Annotated in this window: 18 protein-coding genes and 1 pseudogene; 12 read left to right on the top strand and 7 right to left on the bottom strand. The window is 60.2% G+C overall.

Annotated features, from left to right (window positions below; translation table 11 throughout):
- Nucleotides 1–21: 21 nt before the first annotated feature.
- A complete protein-coding gene (locus I9H07_RS22280) occupies nucleotides 22–1,251 on the top strand; it encodes a 2-octaprenyl-3-methyl-6-methoxy-1,4-benzoquinol hydroxylase (RefSeq protein WP_058824896.1) in 1,230 nt (409 codons plus the stop codon).
- Nucleotides 1,252–1,465: 214 nt separating this feature from the next.
- Here the strand turns inward: I9H07_RS22280 and I9H07_RS22275 are convergent, their stop codons facing one another.
- Nucleotides 1,466–2,458, bottom strand: coding sequence for an AraC family transcriptional regulator (locus tag I9H07_RS22275; protein WP_024673318.1), 993 nt, complete (start codon nucleotides 2,456–2,458; stop codon nucleotides 1,466–1,468).
- 654 nt (nucleotides 2,459–3,112) lie between these two features.
- On the opposite strand from I9H07_RS22275, the gene I9H07_RS22270 reads away from it, so the two are divergent.
- The 4 genes from I9H07_RS22270 (at nucleotide 3,113) to I9H07_RS22255 (ending at nucleotide 7,177) form a co-directional block, all read left to right on the top strand.
- Nucleotides 3,113–4,396, top strand: a complete 1,284-nt coding sequence (locus tag I9H07_RS22270; protein ID WP_058391563.1) for an MFS transporter — start codon at nucleotides 3,113–3,115, stop codon at nucleotides 4,394–4,396.
- 213 nt (nucleotides 4,397–4,609) lie between these two features.
- Nucleotides 4,610–5,191 (top strand): alpha/beta hydrolase, encoded by a 582-nt coding sequence (locus tag I9H07_RS22265; RefSeq protein WP_024673316.1) that lies wholly within the window; start codon nucleotides 4,610–4,612, stop codon nucleotides 5,189–5,191.
- A gap of 82 nt (nucleotides 5,192–5,273) precedes the next feature.
- On the top strand, nucleotides 5,274–6,224 hold the full coding sequence (locus tag I9H07_RS22260; protein WP_024673315.1) for a sigma 54-interacting transcriptional regulator: 951 nt from the start codon (nucleotides 5,274–5,276) through the stop codon (nucleotides 6,222–6,224).
- Between the two features lie 170 nt (nucleotides 6,225–6,394).
- A complete protein-coding gene (locus I9H07_RS22255) occupies nucleotides 6,395–7,177 on the top strand; it encodes a MetQ/NlpA family ABC transporter substrate-binding protein (RefSeq protein WP_236423699.1) in 783 nt (260 codons plus the stop codon).
- A gap of 265 nt (nucleotides 7,178–7,442) precedes the next feature.
- Here the strand turns inward: I9H07_RS22255 and I9H07_RS22250 are convergent, their stop codons facing one another.
- Nucleotides 7,443–10,541, bottom strand: coding sequence for an autotransporter domain-containing protein (locus I9H07_RS22250; protein ID WP_236423697.1), 3,099 nt, complete (start codon nucleotides 10,539–10,541; stop codon nucleotides 7,443–7,445).
- Nucleotides 10,542–10,760: 219 nt separating this feature from the next.
- Between I9H07_RS22250 and I9H07_RS22245 the strand changes: the two genes are divergently transcribed.
- From I9H07_RS22245 to I9H07_RS22215, 7 genes are all read left to right on the top strand, one after another.
- Nucleotides 10,761–11,657 carry a TauD/TfdA dioxygenase family protein gene (locus I9H07_RS22245; RefSeq protein ID WP_058391559.1) on the top strand — a complete coding sequence of 299 codons (897 nt, stop codon included), beginning with the start codon at nucleotides 10,761–10,763 and terminating at the stop codon, nucleotides 11,655–11,657.
- A gap of 16 nt (nucleotides 11,658–11,673) precedes the next feature.
- Complete coding sequence (locus tag I9H07_RS22240; RefSeq protein WP_058824331.1) at nucleotides 11,674–12,552, top strand: ABC transporter ATP-binding protein; 879 nt, start codon at nucleotides 11,674–11,676, stop codon at nucleotides 12,550–12,552.
- A gap of 91 nt (nucleotides 12,553–12,643) precedes the next feature.
- Nucleotides 12,644–13,510 (top strand): ABC transporter permease, encoded by an 867-nt coding sequence (locus I9H07_RS22235; RefSeq protein ID WP_005737007.1) that lies wholly within the window; start codon nucleotides 12,644–12,646, stop codon nucleotides 13,508–13,510.
- Between the two features lie 37 nt (nucleotides 13,511–13,547).
- A complete protein-coding gene (locus tag I9H07_RS22230; protein ID WP_058824329.1) occupies nucleotides 13,548–14,567 on the top strand; it encodes an ABC transporter substrate-binding protein in 1,020 nt (339 codons plus the stop codon).
- Nucleotides 14,568–15,164: 597 nt separating this feature from the next.
- Nucleotides 15,165–16,277 (top strand): efflux RND transporter periplasmic adaptor subunit, encoded by a 1,113-nt coding sequence (locus I9H07_RS22225; protein ID WP_024672456.1) that lies wholly within the window; start codon nucleotides 15,165–15,167, stop codon nucleotides 16,275–16,277.
- The gene (locus I9H07_RS22220) at nucleotides 16,274–17,359 is read left to right on the top strand and encodes an efflux RND transporter periplasmic adaptor subunit (protein ID WP_236423695.1); all 1,086 of its coding nucleotides are present in this window, start codon (nucleotides 16,274–16,276) and stop codon (nucleotides 17,357–17,359) included. Before I9H07_RS22225 ends, I9H07_RS22220 begins: the two co-directional genes overlap by 4 nt.
- A complete protein-coding gene (locus tag I9H07_RS22215; RefSeq protein ID WP_236423693.1) occupies nucleotides 17,356–20,457 on the top strand; it encodes an efflux RND transporter permease subunit in 3,102 nt (1,033 codons plus the stop codon). Before I9H07_RS22220 ends, I9H07_RS22215 begins: the two co-directional genes overlap by 4 nt.
- A gap of 52 nt (nucleotides 20,458–20,509) precedes the next feature.
- On the opposite strand, the gene I9H07_RS22210 is transcribed toward I9H07_RS22215, so the two are convergent.
- The 5 genes and pseudogenes from I9H07_RS22210 to I9H07_RS22190 all read right to left on the bottom strand — a co-directional run bounded on the left by I9H07_RS22210 (nucleotide 20,510) and on the right by I9H07_RS22190 (nucleotide 24,370).
- Nucleotides 20,510–21,007: a hypothetical protein gene (locus I9H07_RS22210; protein WP_236423691.1), complete on the bottom strand. Its 498-nt coding sequence runs from the start codon at nucleotides 21,005–21,007 to the stop codon at nucleotides 20,510–20,512.
- A gap of 137 nt (nucleotides 21,008–21,144) precedes the next feature.
- A pseudogene (locus I9H07_RS22205) lies at nucleotides 21,145–21,770 on the bottom strand (class I SAM-dependent methyltransferase).
- Between the two features lie 56 nt (nucleotides 21,771–21,826).
- Complete coding sequence (locus I9H07_RS22200; protein ID WP_058390718.1) at nucleotides 21,827–22,471, bottom strand: methionine ABC transporter permease; 645 nt, start codon at nucleotides 22,469–22,471, stop codon at nucleotides 21,827–21,829.
- Nucleotides 22,461–23,585, bottom strand: coding sequence for a methionine ABC transporter ATP-binding protein (locus I9H07_RS22195; RefSeq protein WP_236423689.1), 1,125 nt, complete (start codon nucleotides 23,583–23,585; stop codon nucleotides 22,461–22,463). Before I9H07_RS22195 ends, I9H07_RS22200 begins: the two co-directional genes overlap by 11 nt.
- The gene (locus tag I9H07_RS22190) at nucleotides 23,582–24,370 is read right to left on the bottom strand and encodes a MetQ/NlpA family ABC transporter substrate-binding protein (RefSeq protein WP_024672463.1); all 789 of its coding nucleotides are present in this window, start codon (nucleotides 24,368–24,370) and stop codon (nucleotides 23,582–23,584) included. The genes I9H07_RS22195 and I9H07_RS22190 overlap by 4 nt, the downstream gene beginning before the upstream one ends.
- Nucleotides 24,371–24,373: the final 3 nt, after the last annotated feature.

Below are 24,373 nucleotides of genomic sequence, written 5' to 3'. Positions count from 1 at the left end.
GCAAGCGAGAACGGTTTGAGCATGGAAACACGCGCGGATGTGCTGATTGTCGGAGCCGGAATGGTCGGCAGCGCCCTTGCCCTGGCCTTGCAGGGCAGTGGCCTGGAGGTGCTGGTGGTCGACGGTGGGCCGCTGAGCGTCAAACCCTTCGACCCGCAGTCGGATTTCGAGCCGCGAGTCAGTGCGCTGTCGGCCGCCAGCCAACGCATTCTGCAACGCCTGGGCGCGTGGGAAGGCATCGCTGCCCGGCGCATCAGTCCGTATGCGCACATGCATGTCTGGGATGGCAGCGGCACCGGGGAGATCCACTTTTCGGCCTCCAGTGTGCACGCCAATGTGTTGGGCCATATTGTCGAAAATCGTGTGGTGCAGGACGCGCTCCTCGACCGCCTGCATGACAGCGACATCGGCTTGCTGGCCAATTCGCGGCTTGAGCAGATGCGCCATTCAGGTGATGACTGGCTGCTGACCCTGGCGGACGGCCGCTTGCTGCGTGCGCCGCTGGTGATTGCGGCTGATGGTGCGAACTCGGCGGTGCGTCGTCTGACGGAAACACCGACACGTGAGTGGGATTATCAGCACCACGCGATTATCACCAGCGTACGCACGGCCGAGTCGCACAAGAAAACCGCCTGGCAACGCTTCACCGATGACGGTCCGCTGGCGTTTCTGCCGCTGGACCGTGAGGGTGAACACTGGTGCTCCATCGTCTGGTCGGTTACGCCGACTGAAGCCGAGCGTTTGATGCTGCTGGACGACGAGCTGTTCTGTCGCGAGCTGGAAAGCGCACTGGAGGGTCGACTCGGCCAGATCCTGACTGCCGACGCCCGCCTTTGCGTGCCGCTGCGTCAGCGCCATGCCAAGCGTTACGTTGCCAAGGGGCTGGCGCTGATTGGCGATGCCGCGCACACCATTCACCCGCTGGCCGGGCAGGGCGTGAACCTCGGTTTTCTCGATGCCGCTGTGCTGGCCGAGGTGCTGACCCACGCTGCCCAGCGCGGTGAGCGCTGGTCGGATGCGCGCGTGCTGGGTCGCTACGAGCGACGTCGCATGCCGCACAACCTGACGTTGATGGCGGCGATGGAAGGTTTCGAACGCCTGTTCCAGGCCAATCCGCTGCCACTGCGCTGGCTGCGCAATGCCGGTCTGAAAGTGGTCAACCAGCTACCGGAAGCCAAAGCCCTGTTCGTCCGCGAAGCGTTGGGGCTGTCCGGTGATTTACCGGAGCTGGCGCGGATTGATGCTCGTTAGAGCATTGATCTACAGCCCAGCGGTATTACGCCTGCTCAAGACCGACGAGGAGCGTCGCACGATAGTTGAGGTTATCGTTCCTCACGCTCCAGCGTGGGAATGCCGTGGGTGACGCTCTGCGTCACAAGTCTGCGCTGCACCGCACGTTGAAGATCGGACGCAGAGCGTCCAGAACGGCATGCCGGCTTCAGAGCATTGGCACGATGGGTGTTTTTCACCGCGCCAACCCGTTCCGATATTGCTCCGGCGTCAATCCGGTCCAGCGTTTGAAGGCGCGGCTCAGGCTGTCGGTATCGCCGAAACCCAGCAACCAGGCCACCTCGCTCAATGAGGTTTGCGGCTCGCTCATGTGCAGCAGTGCCAGGTTCTGGCGGCATTGATTGAGCAGCAGGTCATAACAACACCCTTCATCTGCCAAGTGCCGCTCCAGGCTGCGGGGGCTCAGATGCAGGGCTTCGGCGATGCTTTCTGCAGTGGGCTCGCCATCCGGCAGCAGGGTTTCGATGGCCGAGCGCACGCGTTGCTCCCAGATCAGCGAAGGCAGCGGATCGCCGCTGGCGTTGTGCTCGGTCAACTGAATCTGGCCTTCGTCCAGGTGGCCGTCGAAATCATCAGCGCCAAATTCCAGCATGTTCTCCGCTGCCGAAAAATTCAGCGATGAACGAAACATATCCTGCCAGGGCTGCGGGTTATCCGGAGCGGGCCGTTGCAGATGCACGGCCAAGGGTGCGTAGCCTCTGCCCAGCCGGTTGCGGCAGGTGCGCACGTAAATGGCGGCGAATGCGTCCAGCAACTCATGGATGGGTGACGGACACGATTTCGGCGCGCTGAAACGAAACTCGTAACGCTCACCGGCTGCTCTGAAATCCAGTTCCAGCGAGTCCTCTGCCACCGAGTGGTAACGCACGATGCGCTCGAACACCTCGCGCAATGAGCCGCTGGCAACCAGCGTGTAGCCCAGCGCGTGAAACGTGGTCGGGCTGACAAACCGCGATACACGCAGCCCCAAGGTTGGATCGAGGCTGGTTTGAAGGGCCAGCTCCCAGAGCAGGGCAGTGGTAGCTGCCGGGAATTGCGCCGCCGGATCATCGAGCAGGCACGGGTCGATGCCTGCGCTTTGGCACAGCGCATTGCTGTCTGCGCCGAGCGCATCGAGTTGCTTGCGCAGGGCGCGCGTCCAGCTGGCGAGACTACTTGGCTCAGGCATATGAGCACCCTTCCTGGAATGGGTTGTCGTTCAGCGTCGGCGTTCTGCCGACAGGGCGTCAAAAGACATTCCCTTGCCTGACGCGCCCTCAGAGAATGAAAGCATTTGTGACAATTGTGCAAGCCCTCTGATGCAATTCCTGATTCTTCGCAGGTTGCGGTCGTTCAGGCTGCGAGGCTTTTACTTGTCGATCCAAAAAAAGAGGCCTGAAAAGTAAGGCTGCCGACGTGCGGCTTTGCTGAGTCGTCGTATAACAGGTCGAGCCAAGTCAGGCGGCCGGCCGGTCGTCGATGAAGCCCACATGCACGCGCTATCAGCCTTTTCGGCATTTGACACTGCTATCTCAAATGACTATAAATGCGCTATGTTGTACGACGACATACGGCTATTAAAAAATTACAACCATAAAAATAATTCAAAGAGTGACAAGCTCATGAGTAACCTCCTCATCCGCGCCTGCAAAGAGCCAGGATCGTCTCGTAAATCGGCCTTCAGGCACGAACAGCAGCGAAATACATCGATAGATTGCTGTCGAGAACTCGAAATCTAAAGTTACATAAATCAGCCGCCTCACGGTTCTGGCCGCGGGACGCTCATCGCCAATCTAAAAATAAACAGGGTGAAGAGATGAAAGTAAAAGGCATCCGCTGGTGGATGGTCGGGCTGGTCACGGCCGGCCTGGTGGTCAACTACCTCGCACGCAACACGCTGTCCGTCGCAGCGCCCACGCTCATGAGCGAGTTGAGCATTTCTACCGAGCAGTACGCGCATATCGTCGTTGCCTGGCAGGTGTGCTACGCGATCATGCAACCGGTGGCGGGCTACATCATTGATGCCATTGGCACCAAGATGGGTTTCGCGATTTTCGCCATCGCCTGGTCAGCTGCCTGCGCCGCTGCAGCGTTTGCAACAGGCTGGCAAAGCCTGGCGATCTTCCGCGGCATGCTCGGCCTGACCGAAGCGGCGGGCCTGCCAGCGGGCGTCAAGGCGACCACCGAATGGTTTCCGGCCAAGGAGCGTTCGGTGGCGATTGGCTGGTTCAACATCGGCTCGTCATTTGGCGCATTGCTCGCTCCGCCACTGGTGGTCTGGGCTATTCTGCAAAGCGGCTGGGAGCTGGCGTTTCTGATTGTCGGTGGCCTGGGCATTGTGTGGAGCGGGCTGTGGCTGCTGCTGTACAAGCATCCGCGTGACCAGAAGCGTCTGGGCGATGAAGAACGCGACTACATTCTCAGCGGTCAGGAATCCCGCCTCAAGGATGCGCCTGCGCAAAGAGGCAGCTGGAAGCGACTGTTCAAAAACCGCAATTTCTACGCGATTGCGTCGGCGCGCATTCTTTCCGAACCTGCCTGGCAAACCTTCAATGCCTGGATTCCGCTGTACTTGATGACCGAACGTCACATGAACATCAAGGAAGTGGCGATGTTCGCCTGGCTGCCGTTTCTGGCAGCGGACATCGGCTGTGTGCTGGGTGGCTACCTCAGCCCGCTGTTCCACAAGTACTGCAAGGTTTCGCTGTTCACTTCACGCAAGATGGTCATGCTGTTTGGCTGCTCATGCATGATCGGACCGGCCTGCATCGGTCTGGTCGAAAGCCCTTACACCGCAATCGCATTGTTGTGTGTGGGTGGTTTCGCTCACCAGACCCTGTCGGGCGCGCTGTACTCGATCACTTCGGACTCGTTCGGTAAAAACGAAGTCGCCACGGCCACCGGCATGGGCGGGATGTTCGGCTTTTTCGGTGCGGCAGCGTTCACCATGGTGTTTGGCGTGATGGTCACTAAAATCGGCTATAGCCCGCTGTTCGTGGTGCTGGCGATTTTCGATCTGATCGCTGCGATTGTGGTGTGGAATGTCGCCCGCGAAGTCCCGCAAACAGAAGAACCGGTGATGCTGAAAGCGGGTGAGCCGGGCATCCGTCCTGTTCCAGCGACATGAGGGGCGTCGCATACCTGTCATGAAACGCAGTTAGTCTTTGCCCTGAAAGTGATTTTGTTAAGGGCCACTCCTCGAAGGCAGGGGGTGGCCCTTTTTTTCGTTTGTGATTACATATTCGTTTTGGGAATTAATAAATAGCTTCTTATTCCTTAGCGAATATAACTTCACTCCCTATACTCGTCTCATGAACGCATACAGGCAGGAGGCGAATTCATGCATAACGAGTCGATCCGGTATCTGATCGTGCCAGGCTGGCAAGGGTCTCCTGACGATCATTGGCAGACCCACTGGCAGAACAGCCTGCCTAACAGCGTCCGCGTGGAGCAGGCCGACTGGCTCAAGCCCCGCCGTGAAGACTGGGTGGGCGAGTTGCAGCGCACCATTGCCGAGCACGACACGCCAGTGATCCTGATCGCTCACAGCCTGGGGTGCGTGACGGTTGCGCATTGGGCTCAGTTGGCTCCGCTGGAAACCCTGCGTCAGGTACAGGGTGCCTTGCTGGTTGCGCCTGCCGATGTGGAACGTCCGAATTGCCCGCCTGCGTTGCGTAATTTCGCCCCGATCCCTACCGACCTGTTGCCGTTTCCGACACAGATCGTCAGCTCTGATAACGACCCGGCGGTCAGCTCTCAGCGTGCCATGGAGATGGCACGTCACTGGGGTGCCGAATTGGGGTTTCTCAGCCAGGCCGGGCACATCAACGTCAAATCCGGTCACCAACGCTGGGAGCAGGGGTTCGCTTACCTGTACCGGCTGCAAAGCCGTCTGGAGCAGCACGCACGTCGTCGCGCATGACCGGGCTATCTGTTTATCGGGCCCGCAGGGTCCTGTCTTTTTAACGCTTGAGCCGTCGCAAGGGCTCAGGCGGGAGTGTGTCATGAGCCTTCAAGAAACTTTCGGTCAGCCGCTGCTGACCTTTCCCGATGCGGAAAAAAGCCCCCTCAGCATTCGCGCCAAGGCACTCGTGTTCATTGATCCGCGTTCACGCCGGTTGCGTGAGGAAATGGAGCAATTGGCACCCCGTTCGCTGCCGGTACTGATCCGTGGCGAGTCCGGGACTGGTAAGGAGTTGCTGGCACGGCACATCCATCGCGGCAGTGATCGCTCGGGTTTGTTCGTGTCAGTGAACTGCGGGGCCATCAGTCCGACTTACGCTGACGCAGAATTGTTCGGTTATGCCGCCGGGGCGCACAGTGGAACGGTCAGCAGCCGCGCAGGCTGGTTCGGTTCAGCGAATGGCGGCACCTTGTATCTGGATGAGATCGGTGATTTGCCGCTGCCGATTCAGGTCAAGCTGCTGGCTGCGCTGGAAAATCACGAAGTCACCCGGGTCGGCGCGCATCAGCCCAGCCCGGTCGACGTGCGTCTGGTCGCCGCCACCAGCATCGATCTGGCGCAGGCAGTGGCGGCCGGGAAATTCCACGAGCGGCTTTATCATTACCTGAGTGAAGGGCGACTTGACCTGCCCGCGCTGCGCGAGCAACCAGGCAATATCCTGCCGCTGGCTGAATATTTCGTTGGCATCTACAGCCAGCGCTTGAACCTGCCGGTGCAACTGATCAGCGAATCCGCGCAACGCACACTCGAAGCGCACAGCTGGCCGGGCAATACCCGCGAACTGGAAAACGTCATTCACTTTGCGCTGCTGGTCAGCAGTGGCGACGAGATTCAGGCCGAACACATCAACCTGCCGGACATCGCCAGCCCCCTGACCTTGATCGAGCGTCAGGCAAAGCTGTTGATCAATAGCGGCGATCGCGAACAGCTTGGCGCGCTGCGACAATTGCTGGACACCGTGACGGCGCAGCTGGCGCGAAGCCCTGCGTAAGGGGCTGAGACAAAAAGATATAAGTACTCGATTAAAAAGTATTTTATTGGCATATAAAAACTAGGTAATGTCAGCATGATGTCGCGGAGCTCAAGCAGTCTGCGGCACATCATTGAATAATAAGGCGTCATTGTCTGATGACGCTCCCGGATTTTCCCTAAGGACACCGCATGAAAAAGACGTTTCTGATGACCGCTCTGGCGGCTGCGTTCTCGATTGGCCTGGCTCACGCAGGCGAAAAGCTGGTGGTCGGCGCGACGCCTGTGCCCCATGCGGAAATCCTTGAACTGATCAAGCCAACCCTGGCCAAGGAAGGCGTGGACCTGGAGATCAAGGTCTTCACTGACTATGTACAGCCCAACGTCCAGTTGAATGAAAAGCGTCTGGACGCTAACTACTTCCAGACCAAGCCTTACCTGGATGGCTTCAACAAAGGCAAGGGCACCAATCTGGTGACCGGCGTTGGCGTACACGTCGAACCGTTCGGCGGCTATTCCAAGAAGTACAAGAGCGTAAAAGAACTGCCTGAAGGCGCAACCATCGCCATTCCAAACGAGGGCAGCAACGCAGGTCGTGCGCTGATCCTGCTGGACAAGAATGGTCTGATCACGCTCAAGGACAAGACCAACGCCTTGGCCACGCCGAAAGACATTGCTGCCAACCCGCATAACTTCAAATTCCGCGAACTGGAATCGGCCGTTCTGCCCCGCGCTTTGAGCCAGGTTGACCTCGCGCTGATCAACACCAACTACGCGCTGGAAGCCAAGCTCAATCCGAAGAAAGACGCGCTGATCATCGAAGGCCCGGATTCGCCGTACGTGAACTTCCTCGTCACCCGCGAAGACAACGCCCACACCGACGCCATCGAGAAACTCTCGAAAGCGCTGACCAGCCAGCAAGTCAAAGACTTCATCAACAAGAAGTACGAAGGCGCGGTACTGCCAGCGTTCTGATTGCTGGATTGACGAGCATCCCTATGCGTTTGCGCAGGGATGCTCGCGTAGCACGAGAGTCGTACGTCGATGATCGTTCCTCACGCTCCAGCGTGGGAATGCCTGTCGTGACGCTCCGCGTCACAGGTCTGCGCCACACCACAGATTCAGGATCGGACGCAGAGCGTCCAGAACGGCATACGACGCGGAGCGTCGTACGATAATCGGGGGTCATGGGAACGCCGTTCTTGACGCTGCGCGTCACACCTGCGCCGTTATCCCGGCCTTAAAACGCCAGTGTCACCCGCGCATTCAACGTCTGATCCGACGCGTCGCTGCTCACCTGCCCGTTGTAGCTCACTCCGACGCTCAGTGTATCGCTCAACCCCAGATCAACCCCTGCACCAATGACGGCTGCGCTGCGTGCAATCGGTGCGCCGGACAGTTCGAAGGTGTCGCCGCCGCTGAAGGCTGCGCGGCTTTCTGGTGTCACGTCGCCGTAGGCACGACGCCAGCCCAGTGTCGCGTTGGGTTTGATCGCGACGCTGCCGGCATTCAGGCGAGTGGCGGCGCGCAGGCCGAGGGTGCTGAAGGTGATGTTGTTGTCCTGAGACTTGTTCTCCAGCCTGATCGCGTTGCTGTTCTCATCGAAGGAGTCGGTGTCCAGTCGCACATGCGCGAGGTTGGCGAAGGGTTCAAGCTGCGCGTTGCCCAGCTCGATGGCGTAACCCAGTTCGCCAAACACCTGATTGGTCGCCGCTTTGTAATCTTCCTTGAAATGCTCGGAAGAGCCCGGTAGATCCAGCGTGCGCTTGGCCGTCAGCTCGTGCCAGGTGTGCACCGCGCCGAGACGCAGGCCAAGCTGACCCCACTTGGCGCCGGCGTAGACGCCCAGATGGTAGTTGTCGCTATCAGTGGAGCCGGACGCATGGCGCAGGTCGAAGCTGCTGTTGCTGAAACCGGCCAGCGCACCCACGCGCCAGGTGTCGTCGAGTGGCACGTCAGCGCCGAACAGCAAGCCGCTGGTGTGAGTGTCGAGGCCCGACACATCACGGGTGCTGTCGGTCTTGCCGGTCGCGCCGATGGCCTGAGTCCAGACCACGCCACGCGAAGCATCGCCAGCCAGGGTTTGGGTCGAGCTGCCGAATGCCTGGGCTGACTGCGCCTGCTGCAAACGATCGTTCATGGCGTTGCGCACCAGGCGGCTGTCTTCGATCAGCGCGGACTGCGTCGACGCATGCAGCTCATTGGACAGCGCCTTGAACGTGGCCTGTGCGGTCGACGCGTCGTCCTGCACCACCTGACGCCAGAGCGCATTGCCTGCACCTGCGCTGTCCAGCCCTTGCGCGACGGCTCGGGCATTGCGGGTAGTCGCCAGGCTGGCGAAGGTTTGGGCGTTACGGTCCAGCGTCAGCCCGACATCGGTCGCGGTGTAGTTCAGCGTTGGGGTGAGGAACGCGAAGTTGGTTTGCACGGCGGCAAACGCACCGCTGACGCCCCCGGCTGCCGAGAGGATCGAGTAACGGCTCGCAGCCAGCCAATTGCCGCCTTCGACCAATGACAGCGTGCTGTTATTGATGGTCGCACGACCGCTGGCGACGATAAGATCGGCATTGCCGTTGGCATCCGATTCCACCTGGTAGACCGAGCCCTGAGCAAGGTTGACGTCACCATTGACGTTCAGTTGCCCGACCGAATTACCGGGTGCAACCACGCCGCCCTGAGCGACGTTGATGCCGCCGACGCTGCCGTTGCCGCCCAGCGTTGCGCCCTGCTGCACGCTGACGATGGAGTTACCTAGGTTGCCATTCACAGCCAGTCGACCCGCCTGCACAGTCGTTGCGCCGGACAGGCTGTTGTTGCCGGTCAGGTTCAGCGAACCGACGCCACGTTTGATCAGCGCACCGTTGCCCGCCAGCGTGTTGGCGAGGGTGTCGTTGGTCGACTGATCGACCACCAGCGTCGCGTTGTCGGTGATCGTCCCGCTGCCGAACGCCTGAGCGTGGCCAGTCAAAACGCCACCGTTGATCACGGTGCCGCCCGAGTAGGTGTTGTTGCCGGTCAGCATCAGATTGCCGCTGCCGTTCTTGATCAGCGCGCCGCTGCCGCTGATGTCGTTGCGCCAGGCGTCGATGGCGTTATAGCCGCCGAGGCTGGCGTCCATGTTGACCGTGACGTTGGTGTTGAACGCCGCATAACCATCGCCCGCTGCGTACAGGTTCAGGCGGCCATAGCCGCCTGACTGATCGATCACCGCATAGCCGGACGAAATCTCGGTAGTCGCCAGAATCTCGCGGCGCTGACTGGCGTCCAGGTACGGGAAGCGGGTTTCCAGCAACACTTCGGCGTTGGTCGGCACCACGGCGGCCAGGTTGGTCGGGCCGACCGGATCGAAGCCGTAGGTCATGCGCGAGGTGTACAGCGCCTTGTCCAGAGCGTGCTGGGAGGTGCGGTCGGTGGCCGGGTCGATGGCCGCCATGCAGTTGTTGACGTCACCGCCGCACTGCGCCGTGAAATAACTCAGCGCCTGTGCGCGCGCATCGGCGCGCAGTTGGGCGTTGGCCGGGTTGGACAGGTTGTCGATGGCGAAATAGGTCGCCGTGATGCGCCCGCCCATCACGTCGAATGGCGAGTGCATGCCGGCTTCGATGCGGTTATCGCCGATTTCCGAGGCGCGCAGCATCAACTCGCTGAAACGCTCGGGAATTGCATAGGCCAGCGCGTAGGAAGACAGGTACGCAGCGTTGGTATGGCCGCTGGGGAAGCCCGAGTCAGTGGCGGGCGTGGTGCTTTCGGCCGGGCGCAGGGAGGGCGCGACGACGAAGGCCAGGCTTTGACCGTCCAGGCTCTGACGCCATGGGCGTGGGTACAAATAGTGGGATTTGGCAGGCGTGGTGGACGCATCGTTGCGCACCGCGCCGACCAGATCGACCACCTTGCCCAGCGCCGAGGACGAACTGCCTGCGCCATTGCCTTTGTCGTCGTATTTGACGGTTTTGTTGCTGTCGTCGAATTGCGTGATGGTCGTGAAGGCTCCCGCGCCAGCCTTATAGGCAGCGCTCAACGAACCCAGGCCGCTGATGGCGCTGTAGCTCTGGTCACGTCGGTCATCGAAATACGCGGCAGTTTCCTGCGCCAGCGTGCGCGAGTTGGCGCGGTCGACCACGATTTGCAGGTTGCGCCGCAGCAGGCTCTGACCCAGTGCTGTCGGCGTACCGGTATCCCAGGTCGCGCCGGTCGTCCACAGCGTGTCGAACCCGGAAAGCAGATCGACACCGTTGATTCTGTCGTCACCCGCGCGGCTGGCTGCCTGAACTGATACGGCAAGCAGCGAAAGTATCAATGAAGACACCATGACATGGGCAACCGGTTTACTGGATCGCATAGCGTGCGCCTTCACTCGATTTGGATAAGGCGCCGACCCTAGCAAGCAGGTCTTACACTTGGATGTAACTGCTGTGACACATTTGTGGTTGCTAACGGTAGTTAACAGATCGATGAAATATTCAGCGCTATCGATATTCCCCAACGGTATTTAAATTCTGTTTCTTATACCTATACAGTTCCTTCTTTCAGTCTTACCTGTTCTGGAGTCGGAGTTCTCATGCCAGCAGCCTCCCTCGCTTCATCGTCCACTCACATCGCTTCGCAATCGTTTGATGTGCGTCCATTCACCGATAAGGTGGGCGCTGAAATCGTTGGGCTGGATCTGTCCAGGCCGTTGAACGATGCCGACTTCGCTCGGGTGCATCAGGCGCATCTGGATCACCATGTCGTGGTGTTTCGCGATCAACAGATCACCCCGCAACAGCAGGTCGATTTCAGCCGCCGCTTCGGTGTGTTGCAGATCCATGTGCTCAAGCAGTTTCTGCTGGCCGGTCATCCGGAAATCCTGATCGTTTCCAATATCGTCGAAAACGATAAGCCCGTGGGCCTGGGCGATGCCGGTAAATACTGGCATTCGGACCTGTCTTACAAAGAGCTGCCGAGCCTGGGCTCGATGCTGTACGCCCAGGAATTGCCGAGTGAAGGCGGTGATACGCTGTTTGCCGACATGCATCAGGCGTGGGATACGTTGCCGCAACACCTGCGCGATGCGGTGGAAGGGCGCTCTGCGGTGCACAGTTACACCGCGCGCTACGCCGAGGGTCATAACGCCGCCAACTGGCGTCCGACCCTGACCGCCGAGCAACTGGCTCAGGTGGTCGAAGTCAGCCACCCGATTGTGCGCACCCATCCTGAAACAGGTCGCAAGGCGCTGTTTGTCAGCGAGGGTTTCACCACGCGCATTCTCGGTCTGCCAGAAGACGAAAGTCGCCAGATTCTCAACGAGCTGTATGCCCACAGCGTGAAGCCCGAGCACATCTACCGGCATCAATGGCAGCCCAACGACATGGTGTTCTGGGATAACCGCTCCCTGATCCATCTGGCTGCCGGTTGCCCGGCCCATCTGCGACGCAAACTGCATCGCACGACCATTCAAGGCACTGCGCCGTTTTGATTCAGGAGAGTCGTTCATGAATGCTGTCGCGCAAGGCCACACGGCCAGCACGAACGCCCCACCGCAACCGGCTGTTCAGCACGCTGAAGCGCTGTTGCAAGTCCGCGGCGTCAGCCTTGAATACCGCACGCCGGAACGTGTGGTGCGGGCCACGCATCAGGTCAGTTTCGAGGTCGATCCGTCTGATCGCTTCGTCCTGCTGGGCCCGTCCGGCTGCGGCAAGTCGACCTTGCTGAAAGCGGTGGCCGGGTTCATTCAGCCCAGCGAGGGCGAGATTCGCCTGGCAGGTAATCAGGTCACCGAACCGGGTCCGGACCGCATCGTGGTGTTTCAGGAATTCGACCAGTTGCCGCCGTGGAAAACCGTGATCGAGAACGTCATGTTTCCGCTGCTGGCGTCACGCACGTTGAAGCGTCCCGAAGCGCTGGAGCGCGCACGTTATTACCTGGAAAAGGTTGGCCTCAGCGCCTTTGCCGACGCGTATCCGCACACCTTGTCCGGTGGCATGAAAGCCCGCGTGGCGATTGCCCGAGCCTTGGCCATGCAGCCGAAAATCCTGCTGATGGATGAGCCATTCGCCGCGCTGGATGCACTGACCCGCCGCAAGATGCAGGAAGAACTGCTCGAGCTATGGGACGAGGTGCGCTTCACGCTGCTGTTCGTCACGCACTCTATCGAGGAAGCGCTGGTGGTGGGCAATCGCATTTTGCTGCTGTCGCCGCATCCGGGGCGTGTAAGGGCGGAAATCAACAGCCACCAGTACGACCTGAAAAGCCTTGGCGGCGTCGGCTTTCAGCAAACGGCGCAACGCATTCATCGTCTGTTGTTCGACGAAGGCGAAACCGGCCCGGTGGAGCAGGATCTGAATTTTCAGGACATCCGGATCGCTTACTAGGTGACTGCTTTGATCGTTCCCACGCTCCGCGTGGTAATGCCTTTCAGGACGCTCCGCGTCCTATCTACACGATTACCGGGAAACCCGAATCATGAGCCTCGCACCTCCCGCTCGCGAAGAATACGAAGTCACGCTGGAGCCTTTCACGCAGGAAGACCTGGCCCGCGATCTGCCGCTGGCGCAGCGCATCTGGCAACTGAGCTGGGTGCGCAAAAGCGTCATCATGATCGCCCTGGCGGTGATCTGGGAACTGGCCGCGCGTCTGCAGAACAACGACCTGCTGTTGCCGAGCTTTCTGCAAACGGCCGCCGCTTTTTATGACGGGCTGATTTCCGGTGAGTTGCCGGGCAAGGTGTGGATCTCCCTGACCGTGCTGATTCAGGGTTACCTGATCGGCATCGTGCTGGCATTCGCCCTGACCACGCTGGCAGTGTCCACCCAACTGGGCCGCGACCTGCTCAGCACCTTGACGGCCATGTTCAACCCGCTGCCGGCCATTGCCCTGCTGCCGCTGGCGCTTTTGTGGTTCGGGCTGGGGCAGAACAGCCTGATCTTCGTGCTGGTGCATTCGGTGCTGTGGGCGCTGGCACTCAATACCTATGCGGGCTTTCTGGGTGTCTCGGAAACCCAGCGCATGGCCGGGCGCAACTATGGTCTAAAAGGCCTGCGCTTTGTCTGGCACATCCTGATCCCTGCTGCGCTGCCATCGATTCTCGCCGGTCTGAAAATCGGCTGGGCGTTTGCCTGGCGCACGCTGATCGCCGCTGAGCTGGTGTTTGGCGCGTCGTCCGGCAAGGGCGGTCTGGGCTGGTACATCTTCCAGAACCGTAACGAACTGTATACCGACAAGGTCTTTGCCGGTCTGGCAGCGGTGATCCTCATCGGCCTGCTGGTCGAGAACCTGCTGTTTGCCAACATCGAGCGCCTGACCGTCAAACGCTGGGGCATGCAGCGTTGAAACGCCGTCTTTTTTGAATCATCAGGATGAGAACCCCATGAAAACTGCATTTCAACGCCCGGCACTGACTGTGTTGGCGGCGACACTTGGCCTGTTTGGCGCGCTGCTCAGCGGCGGCGCTCAGGCTGAAGGCAAGATCAGCATCGCTCAGCAGTTCGGCATCGGCTATCTGATCCTCGACGTGGTGCGCGATCAGAAGTTGATCGAAAAACACGGCAAGGAGCAGGGCCTGGACATCAAGGTCGACTGGAACAGCATCTCCGGCGCCACGGCGATGAACGAGGCGCTGCTGGCCGGCGCTCTGGACGTGGTCTCGGCAGGCGTGCCGCCGATGCTGACCGTCTGGGACCGCACCAAGGGCAAGCAGAACGTCAAGGCCATCGCTTCGCTGGGCTCGATGCCCAACTATTTGCTGACCAATAACCCCAACGTGAAGACCCTCAAGGACTTCACCGATAAGGACCGCATCGCCGTACCGGCTGCGGGCGTGGGCTTCCAGTCGCGCACCTTGCAGATCGAGACTGCCAAGCTGTTCGGCAATGACAACTACAAGAAATTCGACAACATCTCGGTCAGCCTGGCGCACCCGGATGCGACCGCTGCGCTGTTGGCCGGCGGCTCGGAAATCAACTCGCACTTCTCTAGCCCGCCGTTCCAGTATCAGGCGCTGGAAAACCCCAACGTGCACAAGGTGCTCAGTTCCTATGACGTACTGGGTGGTCAGGCGACGTTCAACGTGCTCTACACCACCGAAAAATTCCACGACGAAAACCCCAAGACTTACAAGGCGTTCTACGACGCACTGGCCGAAGCCGAGAAGATTATCAAGGCCGACAAGCCGGCTGCCGCGCAGACCTACATTCGCGTCGAGCAATCGAAACTACCGTTGCCGCTGGTAGAGAAAATCGTCTCCGACCCGGAAATCGATTTCACCATCACCCCGCAGCGCACCTTCATCTACGCCGAGAAGCTGCATGAACTGGGTGTGCTGAAAAACAAGGCCGCGAGCTGGAAGGATTATTTCTTCGAAGAAGCGCAGGGCACCGAGGGCAGTTGATCTTTTCAGTGTGCAGGTGACGCGGAGCGTCACGAAGGGTATTCCTACGCAGAGCGTGAGGAACGATAGGGGATCTCAGGAATACCATCGTACCCATGCTCCGCGTGGGTATGCCTGTCTGGACGCTCTGCGTCCGATCCTGAATGTGTGACGCGGAGCGTCACGAAGGGTATTCCCACGCAGAGCGTGAGGAACGATAGGGGATCTCAGGAATACCATCGTACCCATGCTCCGCGTGGGTATGCCTGTCTGGACGCTCTGCGTCCGATCCTGAATGTGTGACGCGGAGCGTCACGATGGGCATTCCTACGCAGAGCGTGAGGAACGATAGGGGATCTCAGGAGCTTCATCGTACCCATGCTACGCGTGGGTATGCCTGTCTGGACGCTCTGCGTCCGATCCTGAATGCCGGCTCATGCTCAGGCTGGTTATCGGCGTTCATACGACGGCAAACTCCCTCCATCCTTATCGCATCCGGGCATTCATGAACGCGTTATGACCGCCCCAATGAACCCTCCCTCTCGCACACAGTCGCATAGTCACGCTATTCTCTCGCCCTGATCACGCCCGCACCCGGCAGCCGCACAAGGAGTCTGCATGCCCGTTCGTATTTCAAGACTGGTTACGTTCGGTCTGGCCGCTGCCTTGGCGGCGCTGGCGGGCTGTGGCGAGGAAAAACCGGCTGAGCCCGAGCTGCCTCGGGTCTATGTTCAAACGGTCAAAAGTACCGACTTCGCTGCCAGCGTTGCCCTGACCGGTGATGTTCAGGCGCGGGTGCAGACCCGTCTTTCATTCCGGGTCAATGGCAAGATCATTCAGCGCAATGTGGATGTGGGTGACCGGGTGACTGCTCGGCAAGTGCTGGCCCGGCTCGACCCCAAGGATCTGCAGATCAATGTCGACTCGGCTGCGGCCGCTGTGGCTGCCGAACAGGCCCGCGTGAGCCAGTCCCGCGCTGCGTTCGGCCGTCAGCAAAAGCTGCTGCCCAAAGGTTATACCAGTCGCAGCGAATATGACTCTGCACAGGCCGCCTTGCGCGGCAGCGAAAGTTCATTGAAGGCAGTGCAGGCGCAACTGGCCAATGCCCGTGAACAGCTGGGTTATACCGCACTGGTCGCTGACGCACCGGGTGTAATCACCGCGCGTCAGGCTGAGGTCGGGCAAGTGGTGCAGGCCACGATGCCGATTTTCGATCTGGCGCGCGACGGCGATCGCGATGCCGTGTTCAATGTTTACGAGTCCCTGTTCGTCAAGCCTCCGACTGATCAGGCCGTGCAGGTCACGTTGCTCGATAACCCGAATATCAGGGTCAGCGGCAAAGTGCGCGAAGTCACCCCGGCGGTGTCGGCGCAAACCGGCACCTTGCAGGTCAAGATCGCTCTGGACCCGCTGCCTGAAGGCATGGACCTGGGCTCGGTGGTCAGTGTGGCGCTGAATGCACCGGCCAATGCCAGTGTCGAGTTGCCATGGGCGGCGCTGACCAAGGACCTCGGCGAGCAGTTGGGCAAGCCTGCCGTGTGGGTGGTGGACGAGCAGGGCAAGGTCAATCTGCGCAAAGTCACCGTCACCCGTTACCTGACCGAAAAAGTCATCATCGGCGACGGGCTCAAAGGTGGAGAGAAAGTCGTGGTGGCAGGCGGACAGTTGTTACACCCGGACATGCAGGTCGAAATCGCCGAGCAACCGCAGAACGCGAAGGTGCAACCATGAAGCGTCGGTCATGCCTGCCGCTGGGCGGCCTTCTGTTGAGCGGCTTGCTATTGAGTGGCTGCGGCAAGGATGAAGCACCTCCCGAGCCGGTACGCCCGGTCGTCTTCGTCGAAGCCCGACCCGAGTCGAATCAGGATTTCGGGCGTTTTGCCGGCAATATCCAGGCGCGTTATCAGAGTGTGCTGGGCTTTCGTGTCGCGGGGCGTATTGCCCGACGCGACGTTGATGTAGGCGCTGAAGTCAAGAAGGGCGATTTGCTGGCAACCCTCGATCCGACCGATCAGCAGAACGCTGTGCGTGCCCGGCAGGGCGACCTGGCCAATGTTCAGGCGCAGTTCATCAACGCCCAGGCCAATGCTCGCCGCCAGCAGGAGTTGTTCGACCGCGGCGTCGGTGCCCAGGCGCAACTGGACATCGCACTGACCGATCTGAAGACCGCCAGCTCCTCGCAGGAGCAGGCCAAAGCCGCGGCTCAACAGGCCCGCGATCAATTGAGTTACAGCGAGCTGCGCAGTGATCACGACGCCGTGGTCACCGAATGGAAAGTCGAAGCCGGACAGGTGGTGACAGCCGGTCAGGAAGTCGTGACCCTGGCGCGGCCGGACATCAAGGAAGCGGTGATCGACCTGCCCGATACACTGGCCGATCAAGTGCCTGCCGGCGTGGTATTCACCGTGGCCAGCCAGTTGAATCCGGAAGTGAACACCACCGCCACCATTCGCGAAATAGAACCCCAGGCTGACCGCACTACACGTACTCGCCGTGCGCGTCTGTCGCTGGCGCAAACGCCACCGGCGTTCCGGCTGGGCACGGCCATCAGCGTGACACTCAGCTCGACCATCACGCCGCGCATGCGTCTGCCGATCAATGCCTTGCAGGAAGTCGATGGCAAGCACCAGATATGGATCGTCGACCCGCAAAGCCAAACGGTCAGCCCCCGAACCGTGAATATTACCAGTCGTGACAGCAACAGCTTTTTGCTGGCGGACGGCGTCAAAGCGGGTGAGAAAGTGGTGAGCGCGGGCGTCAACAGCCTCAAGCCGGGCCAGAAAGTCAAAGTCGATGAGGAAAGCCCGCGATGAAAGGGAATTTCAATTTATCCGAGTGGGCCATCAAGCATCAGTCGTTCGTCTGGTACCTGATGTTCGTCGCGCTGTTGATGGGCGTGTTTTCCTACATGAAGCTGGGGCGCGAGGAAGATCCGTCCTTCACCATCAAGACCATGATCATCCAGACCCGCTGGCCGGGCGCGACGGTGGACGAGACTCTGGAGCAGGTCACCGACCGCATCGAGAAAAAGCTCGAAGAGCTGGACTCGCTGGACTATGTGAAGAGCTATACCCGCCCGGGCGAGTCCACCGTCTTCGTGTACCTGCGTGACACCACCAGCGCCAAGGCGATACCGGAAATCTGGTATCAGGTGCGCAAGAAGGTCGATGACATCCGTGGCCAGTTTCCGCAGGGGCTGCAAGGTCCGTCGTTCAACGACGAGTTCGGCGATGTGTACGGCTCGATCTATGCGTTTACCGCAGACGGTTTCTCGATGCGTCAGTTGCGTGACTACGTCGAGAAGGTTCGCGCCGACATTCGCGAAGTGCCCGGCCTGGGCAAGGTCGAGATGATCGGTCAGCAGGACGAAGTGGTGTACCTGAACTTCTCGACACGCAAACTCGCGGCGTTGGGCATTGATCAGAGTCAGGTGGTGCAAAGCCTGCAATCGCAGAACGCGGTGACGCCTGCCGGGGTGATCGAATCCGGGCCGGAGCGGATCTCGGTACGCACCTCCGGCCAGTTCGCTTCCGAGAAGGATCTGGCTGCAGTCAATCTGCGCATCAATGACCGTTTTTACCGTCTCAGCGACATTGCTGACATAACCCGTGGCTACACCGATCCGCCCAAGCCGCTGTTCCGTTTCGATGGCAAACCGGCGATCGGTCTGGCCATCGCGATGCAAAAGGGCGGCAATATCCAGTCGTTCGGCAAGGCGCTGCATGAGCGTATGGACGCTACAACGGCGGAGCTGCCAGTCGGCATCGGCGTGCACAAGGTGTCGGATCAGGCCGAGGTGGTGAACAAGGCCGTGGGTGGCTTCACCAGCGCGTTGTTCGAGGCGGTGATTATCGTGCTGTTGGTCAGCTTCGTCAGCCTCGGGTTTCGCGCAGGGTTGGTGGTCGCGTGTTCGATTCCGCTGGTGCTGGCGATGGTGTTTGTGTTCATGGAATACAGCGGCATCACCATGCAACGGATTTCCCTCGGCGCGCTGATCATCGCCCTCGGCCTGCTGGTGGATGACGCCATGATTACCGTGGAAATGATGGTCACACGGCTGGAAATGGGGGAAACCAAGGAGCAGGCCGCGACTTACGCCTACACCTCGACAGCGTTCCCGATGCTCACCGGTACGCTGGTGACCGTGGCCGGCTTTGTGCCGATCGGTCTGAACAACAGCTCGGCGGGGGAGTACACCTTCACGCTGTTCGCCGTGATTGCCGTGGCGATGCTGGTGTCGTGGGTGGTTGCCGTGCTGTTCGCGCCGGTGATCGGCGTGCACATTCTGAGCGCCAACATCAAGCCGAAATCCGAAGAGCCGGGCCGCATAGGCCGGGCATTCAACGGCAGCATGCTCTGGGCCATGCGTCATCGCTGGCTGGCGATTGCCATCACGGTAGGGTTGTTCGCCGCGTCGCTGTTCTCCATGCAGTTTGTGCAGAACCAGTTCTTCCCGTCCTCGGATCGCCCGGAAATTCTTGTCGACCTGAACCTGCCGCAGAACGCTTCGATCAACGAAACACGCAAAGTGGTGGATCGTTTTGAAGCGAGCCTCAAGGACGATCCGGATATTGAGCGCTGGAGCACCTACATCGGCCAGGGCGCGTTACGTTTCTACCTGCCACTCGATCAGCAACTGGAAAATCCGTTCTACGCCCAGCTGGTCATTGTCAGCAAAGGCCTGGAAGAGCGTGGCGCGTTGACTGCCCGTCTGCAAAAACGCCTGCGTGATGACTTCGTCGGCATCGGGTCGTATGTGCAGGCGCTGGAAATGGGTCCGCCGGTGGGGCGTCCGTTGCAGTATCGCGTCAGCGGCGAGAACATCGACAAGGTGCGTCAGCACGCCATCGAACTGGCCACGCTGCTCGATCAAAACCCGCATGTGGGCGAAGTGATCTACGACTGGAACGAGCCGGGCAAGGTCCTGCGCATCGACATCAATCAGGACAAGGCCCGGCAGCTGGGCCTGTCGTCCGAAGACGTCGCCAAGCTGATGAACAGTGTGGTCAGCGGTTCTACCGTGACCCAGGTGCGTGATGATATCTATCTGATCAATGTGATCGGGCGTGCCGAAGATGCCGAGCGCGGCACACCGGAAACCCTGCAGAACCTGCAAATCGTGACGCCGACCGGTACTTCCATCCCGCTGCTGGCGTTCGCCACCGTCGGTTACGAGCTGGAGCAGCCATTGGTCTGGCGCCGCGACCGCAAGCCGACCATCACGGTGAAAGGCGCTGTCCGCGACGCGATTCAGCCGACTGATCTGGTCAAGCAGCTGCAACCGGAAATCGACAAGTTTTCCGCAGGCCTGCCGGTCGGCTACAAGGTTGCCACTGGTGGTACGGTCGAAGAAAGCAGCAAGGCGCAGGGGCCGATTGCCAGCGTTGCACCGTTGATGCTGTTCCTCATGGCGACGTTCCTGATGATTCAGTTGCACAGCATTCAGAAGATGTTCCTGGTGGCCAGTGTCGCGCCCCTCGGCCTGATAGGCGTGGTGCTGGCGCTGATCCCGACGGGCACGCCGTTGGGGTTCGTGGCGATTCTCGGGGTACTGGCGCTGATCGGCATCATCATCCGCAACTCGGTGATTCTGGTGACCCAGATCGATGCCTATGAAAAAAGCGGCTACCTGCCTTGGGACGCCGTGGTCGAAGCCACCGAGCATCGCCGTCGGCCGATTCTGTTGACGGCGGCAGCGGCCAGCCTGGGCATGATTCCAATCGCCCGTGAAGTGTTCTGGGGGCCGATGGCCTACGCCATGATCGGCGGCATCATCATCGCCACGCTGCTGACCTTGCTGTTCCTGCCAGCGTTGTACGTGGCCTGGTACCGCATCAAGGAACCGACCGACGAACAACGTCGCGAAGCGGAAGACAAGGACGAGGGCGAACACGCACAGCCGGCGCATTGAGGCCTGCGTGCCCCGCCGGCTGTACCACGGGGCAGGGCTGCTGAAACGGCGATCAGTCGGTCTTGTCTGCGTCTTTGGCGTCGATCATGGACAGGCTGAGGTTGGCGAACCGTACAGGGCCGTACGGTGAAGCCTTTATCGCGTCTGAAAACGAGGGTAGGGATGCTTTTGACGCAGCCGATACGTTCAGGAAGAATCTCTCAAGCTGTTCTCCGAACAGGATATTGCCTGAAACGCGCTTCCATTGCTGGGTTGCGAGGCCGATGACCGGGGACAGATTCATTGCGCCTTCCTTATTGTAGCCACCTACGGTTACAACAAAGAGCACCTCATCTATGCGCGGGTCTGCGCTGAGCACATCGAATTCGATATGCAGGCTTTGGGCACGCAGTTCTTCGATGGATTGGCTGATTGCCACTCCAATGTCCAGTTTGATGCTTTGACCTCCCTCGTCCCCCTTGGGCTTGAAGTGTGGTTCAAAGCCCCCCGGTGTTACCCAGTGGTCAAGATCGTTGCTGAAGTTGCCGTTTTGCACGTATTCGGTCGCCATGATCATTTCCTTTGATCGGTTCGAATGGATTCCATTGCCAGCCGACTGCGCAGACGGTCGGGAGTCCATCCTAAGGCGCGTGAGTGTTTGCCGATACTGTCAGAAGTACCAGTACACCGACTGCACAGCGCCGTACATCACAGCCGCCGCCAGACACTCGCCAACCAGGGCTGCTGCTCTCTCGGCAATCCGGCGGGACGGTAGTAGTGCTCCAGTTCGACAAAGCCGGCTTCGGTCAGCAATTGACGCCATGTTTCCAGGTCGTGGTATGCGCCGTAGCGTTCGCCGTTCCAGCCTTCCTGGTTCTGACCGCGCGGGTTGGAGCTGAACAGCACGCCGCCCGGTTTGAGCGTGGCGTGCAGTTGACGCAGGACGCGTGGCAGCTCTTGTTTGGGGATGTGGAACAACACCGCGTTGGCAAAGAGGCCATCGAAGCGGCCTTGCGGCAGGTCGAGTTCGAGAAAGTTTTGTTGCAGCACTTCACAACCGGTTTCGGCACGGCCATCTCGGCAAAACGTTCGGAGCCGTCGAGCCCGACCGCCACATGGCCCATCGCGGTAAACGTTTTCAGGTCGCGGCCCGGCCCGCAGCCAAAGTCCAGAATCTGCCAGGGTGCCGGCCCTTCGATATGCCGCAGCAGGGCGTCGATATTCTGGCTGACGTCGTGGTCGCGGGTGCCTTCGCGGAAGTCGTCGGCCACGCTGTTGTAATGGCCTAGGGTGGCGGAGGTGATCTGCGCAAGGGTCTGTGTGTCGAGTTTCATCAAGGGCGGTCCGGTAAAGGAAGACCGCCAATATACCCTCGCTGCGTTGCGGCCGCTCAGCGCCTGTCGAAGCTGCGCGCCAGTCGGTCACCGCCCAGTTGTACCAGCGCTACGACCGCCACCAGCAAGACGATCACCGTCAACATCACCTGCGTGTCAAAGCGCTGATAACCATAGCGATAGGCAATGTCGCCCAACCCGCCTGCACCGATGGCTCCGGCCATGGCCGATGAGTTGATCATGGTCACCAACGTGATGGTGAAGCCGCCGACGATACCGGGGCGAGCTTCCGGCAGCAGCACATGCCAGATGATGTGCCAGCGACGACAGCCCATCGCTTGCGCCGCTTCGACCAGACCGTGATCCACCTCGCGCAGGCTGACTTCGGCGATCCGCGCAAAGAACGGCGTGGCGGCAATGGTCAGCGGTACGACGGCGGCCCACACGCCATACGTGGTGCCGACGATCATCCGGGTGAACGGAATCAGCGCGACCATCAGGATCAGAAACGGAATTGAGCGAAACAGGTTCACGAAACCGCCCAGCACCCGGTTGATCCCCGGTGCCTGGTAGATGCCGCCTTTGGAACTGGTCACCAGAATCACTGCCAGCGGGATGCCCAGCAGCAGTGCGATCAATGACGACACTCCGACCATCAGAAAGGTGTCGAGGGTGCCTTGCAACAAGCGATCAAACCACATAACCCAATACCTCCACGCGTGGCGCCAGTGTGCGGGCGCGAGCCAGCAGCTCGTCCCGACTGTACGGCGAGCCGGCAATCGACAGAATCAGATGCCCGATGGCCCGCTCCTGAATCCGCTCGACACCGCCCTGCAGCAATTGCACCTTGCCGCCAAGCGCCGCAAACAGCGCGGCCAGATCCGGCCCTTCGTTGCTCACGCCGGTGAAATGCACATCCAGCAAAATGGCCGCATCCGGTCGCTCAGGCTGATCGCTCAGACGCTCGGCCCATTCTTTCGGCAGCCCGAGTTGCAGGGGCGCGAGCAGGGTTTTGCTGACCTCGTGTTGCGGGTCGCCGAACACCTGCCAGACCGGCCCCTGCTCGACGATCCGGCCCTGTTCCAGCACCACCACGCGATGGCAGATATCGCGAATGACCGCCATTTCGTGAGTGATCAACACGATGGTCAGGCCCAGGCGCTGGTTGATCTCGCGCAGCAGACCGAGGATCGACTGGGTGGTCTCCGGGTCCAGCGCTGAAGTCGCCTCATCGCACAGCAGAATCGCCGGGTCGTGAACCAGTGCGCGGGCGATGCCGACACGCTGCTTCTGCCCGCCGGACAACTGCGCCGGATACGCTGTGTGCTTGTCCCGCAAACCCACCAGTTCCAGCAACTGTATGACCTTGCGCGCGCGTTGTTCCTTGGGCACGCCGGCGACCTTGAGCGGCAGTTCGACGTTCTGCCAGACGGTCTTCGCCGACATCAGATTGAAGTGCTGGAAGATCATGCCGATGCGTCGGCGCAGCGCCACCAGCTTGTCTTCAGTGAACTCACCGATGTCCACCTGATCGATCAGCACCCGACCGCTACTGGGTTGCTCGAGGCGGTTGATGGTGCGAATCAGCGAGGATTTGCCCGCGCCGCTGCGGCCGATGATGCCGAAGATTTCGCCACGCTGAACGGCCAGGTCGATACCGCTCAGGGCTTCGACGGGGCCCTGCTTGCCGGGGTAGGTCTTGCCCAGATTGATGAAGCGCACATGGGCACGGTTCAACTCCGGGTGCAGCTCGGCCTGTTGCGCCAACTGACCTGCGCCAGCGATATCAATGTGCCGTTGCGCGGTGGCGGTCATTCTTTCCACCCCACCTGGTAGAGCTTGCCATTGACCTTGTCCAGCGCGGCGCGGACCACGGGCGAATGCTGGTAGATGTCGACGAATCTGGCCAGGCGTGGATCGTCCTTGTGATCAGGCTTGATCACGAACTGAATCACGTACTCCGGGTGATCCATGCCGTCGAACAGAATCGCCGAGTCGGCAGGGAAGGTCTTGGCCAGGCGGATGTAGGCGGGGTAGCCCTGCACCAGATCGGCATCGTCGTAGGCTCGCACCAATTGCACGGCTTCGACCTGAATGAGCTTGAGTTTTTTCGGGTTGGCCGTGATGTCTTCCTCGGTGGCCTTGTAGCCCACACCTTCCTTGAGGGTGATCAGCCCGGCCTTGGCCAGCAGTTGCAGGCCGCGCCCGCTGTTAATCGGGTCATTGGCGATAGCCACAGTGGCTCCGCTCGGCAGCTCGTCGAAGCTTTTGTACTTTTTCGAGTACAGCCCGACGTTGTTGATGATGCCTGGCGCGTAAGGCACCAGCCCGAAACCGGCGGCCTCGTTGGCGTTGGTCAGGAATGGAATGTGCTGAAAGTAGTTCACGTCGATATCACCCGCAGCAAGGCTGACGTTGGGCGCGATCCAGTCGGTGAACTCGACCAGCTCAACCTTCAGGCCCTGCTTGCCGGCTTCTTCGACCGCGGCTTCCAGCGGTATGGCGAAGGCTGCCGTGGTGCCGACCTTCAAGGGCGCATCGGCGGCGTGAACGGTCAGGGTCAACAGGCCGAGGGCCAGTGCAGCGAGGGTTTTGCTCATAAT

The sequence above is a fragment of the Pseudomonas syringae genome, from assembly GCF_023278085.1.
In the GTDB taxonomy this organism is placed as follows: Bacteria; Pseudomonadota; Gammaproteobacteria; order Pseudomonadales; family Pseudomonadaceae; genus Aquipseudomonas; species Aquipseudomonas syringae_Q.
This window is presented reverse-complemented; position numbering and strand designations above follow the sequence as displayed.